4 protein-coding genes and 1 pseudogene are annotated in these 4611 nt (G+C 65.9%); 4 read left to right on the top strand and 1 reads right to left on the bottom strand.

The window, feature by feature from the left end; genetic code table 11:
• Nucleotides 1-47: 47 nt before the first annotated feature.
• Nucleotides 48-299: an accessory factor UbiK family protein gene (locus H0X91_RS34450; protein ID WP_006489451.1), complete on the bottom strand. Its 252-nt coding sequence runs from the start codon at nt 297-299 to the stop codon at nt 48-50.
• A gap of 355 nt (nt 300-654) precedes the next feature.
• Between H0X91_RS34450 and H0X91_RS34445 the strand changes: the two genes are divergently transcribed.
• From H0X91_RS34445 to H0X91_RS34430, 4 genes and pseudogenes are all read left to right on the top strand, one after another.
• Complete coding sequence (locus H0X91_RS34445) at nt 655-993, top strand: P-II family nitrogen regulator (protein WP_006398175.1); 339 nt, start codon at nt 655-657, stop codon at nt 991-993.
• 37 nt (nt 994-1030) lie between these two features.
• Nucleotides 1031-2542, top strand: a complete 1512-nt coding sequence (locus tag H0X91_RS34440; protein WP_062911164.1) for an ammonium transporter — start codon at nt 1031-1033, stop codon at nt 2540-2542.
• A 243-nt stretch (nt 2543-2785) separates the two neighbouring features.
• Nucleotides 2786-4075, top strand: a complete 1290-nt coding sequence (gene gshA, locus H0X91_RS34435; RefSeq protein ID WP_006477713.1) for a glutamate--cysteine ligase — start codon at nt 2786-2788, stop codon at nt 4073-4075.
• Between the two features lie 25 nt (nt 4076-4100).
• A pseudogene (locus H0X91_RS34430) lies at nt 4101-4611 on the top strand (glutathione synthase); the annotation flags it as partial.

The following is a 4611-nucleotide window of genomic DNA, read 5'->3' as shown; positions in this document are numbered from 1 at the left end:
GGCCGCACGAGGCGGCCCGCGCCCGGACCGTTTGGCCGGGTGGGGCGTCAGGCCTGCGGGGCGGCGAGCTTCTGCTCGAGTTCCGCGACGCGCTTTTCGAGTTCCTCGAGGCGCACGCGGGTGCGGGCGAGCACCTGTGCCTGGGTGTCGAATTCCTCGCGCGTGACGAGATCGAGCTTCGAGAAGCCTTGCGACAGCATGGCCTTCACGTTGCGCTCGACGTCCTTGGCCGGCGAGTTTTTCAGCAAATCGCTGACGCGCGACTGCAGATCGTTGAAAACGTCGCTGGGTTGCTTCATGTGATTTCCCTTCCTTGCACAAAAAATGTGCATCTTCAGTTGCGTACGTGCCCATGATGCACGCATGACCGGAAATGGTGCGCGCGAGGCGCGAATTCCGGGCATGGCGCCCGCATGGGTGAATGGCCCGGCGATCCGGGACGTGCGTGCACTCTAGCAACGATCCTTTCGCCGCGCCAGCAAACCGGGCCATGTTGGCCATTCGGCCGGGCTTCCGCGCCTTACACCACGGGATGCGACCCCGCTTCGAAGCCCTTCGAGACGGTGTTCGGACGAACATGGCATGCGAGTTGCTGAGAAGAGTCCGTTACAACATTCCAACTCATTCGACGGGACAACCCAGCGAGAGGACTTCATGAAACTCATTACCGCAATCATCAAGCCGTTCAAGCTCGATGAGACGCGCGAGGCGCTGTCGGCGCTTGGCGTCTCGGGTATCACGGTGACGGAGGTGAAAGGGTTCGGGCGCCAGAAGGGGCACACCGAGCTGTATCGCGGCGCCGAATACGTGGTCGATTTCCTGCCGAAGATGAAGATCGAGGCGGCCGTGTCCGACGATCTCGTCGACCAGGCGGTGGAAGCGATCGAGCGGGCCGCGCGCACGGGCAAGATCGGCGACGGCAAGATCTTCGTCACGCCGATCGAACAGGTGATCCGGATTCGCACCGGGGAGACGGGCGCGGACGCGCTGTAACAGAACACACAAGACAAGCGACAAGAGGAAACCCAAGATGCGCAAACTTCTGATGTCCCTGCTGATGGCCGGCTCGCTGATCGCGGCCGGCGTCGGCTCCGCGCTCGCGGACGACGCGGCGTCCGCCGCGGCCGGTTCCGCGCCTGCCGCCACCGCTTCCGACGCATCGGCTGCCGCCGCACCGGCCGCTTCGGCGCCGAGCGCCGACGCATCCGCCACCGCCGCTGCGGCCGCACCGGCTTCGGGCGTGACCGACGCATCGGCTGCCGCCGCCGCGTCCGCGCCGGCCGCCCCGGCCGCGCCCACCGCCCCGTTCTCGGTCGATTCGTCGAAGATCAGCGCGGGCGACACCGCGTGGATGCTGACGTCGACCGCGCTCGTGCTGTTCATGACGATCCCGGGCCTCGCGCTGTTCTACGCGGGCATGGTCCGCAAGAAGAACGTGCTCGCGACCGTGATGCAGAGCTTCGCGATCACCGCGGTGATCACGGTGCTGTGGACGGTGGTCGGCTACAGCCTCGCGTTCACGCCGGGCAACGGCTTCATCGGCGGCCTGTCGCGCGCGTTCCTGCACGGCATGAACTACATCAAGGGTGACAAGGCGACGACGCTGACGGTCAGCCATCTCGCGACGACGATTCCGGAATCGGTCTACTTCGTCTACCAGATGACGTTCGCGATCATCACGCCGGCGCTGATCTGCGGCGCGTTCGCCGACCGGATGAAGTTCTCGGCGATGCTCGTGTTCATGACGCTCTGGTCGCTGATCGTCTACGTGCCGATCGCGCACATGGTGTGGGAGCCGACCGGCTGGCTGTCGGCCGACGGCGTGCTCGACTTCGCGGGCGGCACGGTGGTGCACATCAACGCCGGTATCGCGGGCCTCGTGTCGTGCCTCGTGCTCGGCAAGCGCGTCGGCTACGGCCGTGAATCGATGGCGCCGCACAACCTGGTGCTGACGATGATCGGCGGCTCGATGCTGTGGGTCGGCTGGTTCGGCTTCAACGCGGGCTCCGCGGTCGCGGCCGATGGCCGTGCCGGCTTCGCGATGCTGACCACGCAAGTGGCGACCGCCTGCGCGGCGCTCGGCTGGATGTTTGCCGAGTGGATCGCGAAGGGCAAGCCGTCGGTGCTCGGCATCGTGTCGGGCGCGGTCGCGGGTCTCGTGGCGATCACGCCGGCCGCCGGTTTCGTCGGCGTGGCGGGCGCACTGGTGATCGGTATCGCGGCGGGCGTCGTCTGCTTCTGGTCGGCAACCTGGCTCAAGTCCAAGCTCGGCTACGACGATTCGCTCGACGCGTTCGGCGTGCACGGCATCGGCGGGATTCTCGGCGCGCTGCTGACGGGCGTATTCGCGGTCAAGGACATCGGCGGCTTCGACGGCAGCCTGCTGCTGCAGGCCAAGGGCGTGCTGATCACGCTGGTCTACAGCGGCGTGCTGAGCTTCGTGCTGCTGAAGCTGATCGACCTGACGATCGGCCTGCGCGTGACCGAAGAGGAAGAGCGCGAAGGTCTCGACGTGATCCTGCACGGCGAGCACGTGGAATAAGTCACACGAATCAACGGCGGGCCGCCGCGACGACGGCGCCCGCCCCGAATGAGCGCAGCGACTTCGGCCCGCCTACCCGGCGGGCTTTTTTTCTCCTGCCACCCGCTGCCGTAGCGGATAACCCTTCACTCTATCGGGTCAATAGCCGAAAAGTTCCTCGATATCCTTGCGAAGCCGGGAACAATCCCCAAATGGGCAAGGCAATTGCTCTACAATCTTCATTCTCCCGCTCGCGAGTGATTCATGGTTCCCCACCTCGTTACCGCGTTGAACGGTCCGCTGCTCGAACTCGAGCAGAAGATCCTCGACGCGACGCCTGCGATCGAACGCTGGTTCAGGCTCGAATGGCAGGAACACACCCCGCCGTTCTATTGTTCGGTGGACCTGCGCAATGCCGGCTTCAAGCTGGCGCCCGTCGACGCGAACCTGTTTCCCGGCGCATTCAACAATTTGCCGTCCGAAGTGCTGCCGCTCGCCGTGCAGGCCGCGATGGCCGCGATCGAGAAAATCTGCCCGGACGCGAAGAATCTGCTCGTGATTCCCGAGCTGCCGACCCGCAACGCGTTCTACCTGGAAAACGTCGCGCGCCTCGCGACGATCATGCGCCAGGCCGGCCTGAACGTGCGCTTCGGCTCGCTCGACCCGAGCATCACCGACATGACGCCGATCACGCTGGCCGACGGCCAGAAGATCGTGCTCGAACCGCTCGAGCGTTCGCAGCGCCGCCTCGGCCTGAAGAATTTCGATCCGTGCTCGATCCTGTTGAACAACGACCTGTCGGCCGGCATCCCGGCCGTGCTGGAAAACCTGCACGAGCAGTACCTGCTGCCGCCGCTGCATGCAGGCTGGGCCGTGCGCCGCAAGTCGACGCATTTCTCGTGCTACGACGACGTCGCGAAGAAGTTCGCGAAGATGGTCGGCGTCGATCCGTGGATGGTGAATCCGTATTTCGCGCACGTGGAAGGCGTCGACTGGCAGGCGCATGAAGGCGAGCAGGCGCTCGCCGACGCGATCGACGGCGTGCTGAAGAAGATCGCGCGCAAGTATCGCGAATACGGGATCAGCGAGAAGCCGTACGTCGTCGTGAAGGCCGACGCGGGCACCGCCGGCCGTGGCGTGATGACCGTGCACGACGCAGCCGAGATCGGCCGCATGACGAAGGCCGAGCGCGCGCAGATGGCCGAATCGAAGGCCGGCCTCGCGGTGCGCGACGTGATCGTGCAGGAAGGCGTCTACACGTTCGAGCGCGTCGGCGACGAAGTGGCCGAGCCGGTCGTCTACATGATCGACCGCTACGTGGTCGGCGGCTTCTACCGCACGCACGGCGGCCGCGAGCGCGACCAGAACCTGAACGCGCCGGGCATGCACTACGTGCCGCTCGGCTTCGAGCACACCGCGCTGCCGGATGCAGGCGCCAAGCCGGGCGCCGCGCCGCCGAACCGTTTCTACATGTACGGCGTCGTCGCGCGGCTGTCGCTGATCGCGTCGTCGATCGAACTGGAAAAGACCGATCCCGAAGCCATCCAGGTGTAACGGCTTCGCTACGTACAGGACCCGCATGGACATTCTTTTTATCGCCGACCCGCTCGAGCATTTCAAGATCTACAAGGATTCGACCTACGCGATGATGGCGGAGGCCGCCCGGCGCGGGCATGCGGTGTACGCGTGCGAGCCGCGCCACCTCGCGTGGACGGGCTCGGCCGTCGAGGCCGACGTGCGGCGCATCACGTTCGTCGGCGAGCTGGACGACCTGCATCGCGACACCTGGTTCGACGCGGGCCCGGTCGACGCGCGCCGTCTCGAATCGTTCGGCGCGGTGCTGATGCGCAAGGATCCGCCGTTCGACATGGAGTACGTGACGTCGACGTGGCTGCTCGAGCTGGCCGAGCGCGCGGGTGCACGCGTGTTCAACAAGGCGCAGTCGATCCGCGACCATTCGGAGAAGCTCGCGATCGGCGAGTTTCCGCAGTTCGTCGCGCCGACGCTCGTCACGCGCGACGCGAAACGGCTGCGCGCGTTCCACGCCGAGCACGGCGACGTGATCCTGAAGCCGCTCGACGGGATGGGCG

It is taken from the genome of Burkholderia sp. 9777_1386 (assembly GCF_015712265.1).
Classification (GTDB): domain Bacteria; phylum Pseudomonadota; class Gammaproteobacteria; order Burkholderiales; family Burkholderiaceae; genus Burkholderia; species Burkholderia cenocepacia.
The sequence above is the reverse complement of the archived record's forward strand: the minus strand, read 5'-3'. Positions and strand labels throughout refer to the sequence as shown.